Consider the following 1,192-nt stretch of genomic DNA (forward strand, 5'->3'; position numbering starts at 1 on the left):
GGGGCGAGGAGAGCGAGGCCGCCGCGCGAGAGGCGCTGACCGTCATGGCCGGCCGGCCGCCGTCGGAGGAGAAGGCCTGGGCCCAGGCGCTGTACGCCGCCACGATCAGCGAGACGCATCCGCGGGCGGAGGCCCTGATCGCGGCCCGGGAGGGTCTGCGCCAGGCGGAGGCGGCCGGCTGCCTGCGGGCCGTCGCGTACAGCCTGAACACCATCGGGATGCTGGAGATCGGTGCGGGGCGGGACGGCTTCACGGCCGTGGTGCGTTCCGTCGAGCTCGCCCTCGAGCATGGGATGGGCGACGAGGCCGGCCGCGGCTACGCCAACCTCTGTCAGGCGGCGGTCGACCGGTGCCGGTTCGCCGACCATGAGCGGTACTTCGCCGACGGCCTCGTGTTCTCCCGTGAGCACGACGCGGCGACCTACGCCGTCTGCCTGCGCGGCACACACGCGGCCGCACTGCTGCGCAGAGGGCAGCTCGCCGCGGCCACCGCCCTGATCGAGGAAACGCTGCGCGAGACCATCTCCGAGGTCAATCGGCTGCACCTGCTGATCCCGCTCGCTACCGCACGCCTGCGGCAGGGCGACCCGCGCGCGGACGAAGCGCTGGAGCAGGCCTGGCGGCTCGCGGCGAGCATCGGCGAGCCCAGCTGGCCGCTGCGGGTGGCCACGGTCGCGGCCGAGGCGGCATGGCTGGCCGGACGGCCGGGCGGCCTCGACGAGCGCGTCGTCGCCGTCGCGGGTGCGAGGCCGGACGACGACGACATCTGGCTGCGCGCGGAGCTCCTCGTCTGGCTGGACCGGCTGGAGGTTCCGGGTCACCGCCCCGCGGAGCTGCCGGCGCCCCACGCGCTGGAGCTGGCCGGCGACCACGAGGCCGCGGCCCGGTGGTGGCACGACGCCGGGTGCCCGTCCGACGAGGCGGTCGCGCTGACCCGGTCCGCCCGGCCGGAACACCTGGCCACCGCTCTCGACCTGGTCACCTCGATCGGCGCCGACCGCACCGCGGCGCGGATCCGGCAGATGATGCGGCGGGCCGGTGAGCGCGTCGTCCCCCGTGGACCCCGGCCGGCCACCCGCGCCGACCCGCACGGGCTCACCCCACGTGAGGCGCAGGTGCTCGCGCTGCTGCGCGACGGCCTGCCCGACGCTGAGATCGCCCGCCGGCTGTTCATCTCCGAACGCACCGTGCA

At 75.8% G+C, this 1,192-nt stretch carries 1 protein-coding gene; it reads left to right on the forward strand.

The window, feature by feature from the left end; all coding sequences use genetic code 11:
• Positions 1–1,192 (forward strand): LuxR C-terminal-related transcriptional regulator (locus tag AB0M20_RS44695; protein ID WP_364307680.1); only part of this gene is annotated, 1,192 nt, incomplete at both ends.

Origin of the sequence: Actinoplanes sp. NPDC051633 (assembly GCF_040681735.1) — a bacterium.
Classification (GTDB): domain Bacteria; phylum Actinomycetota; class Actinomycetes; order Mycobacteriales; family Micromonosporaceae; genus Actinoplanes.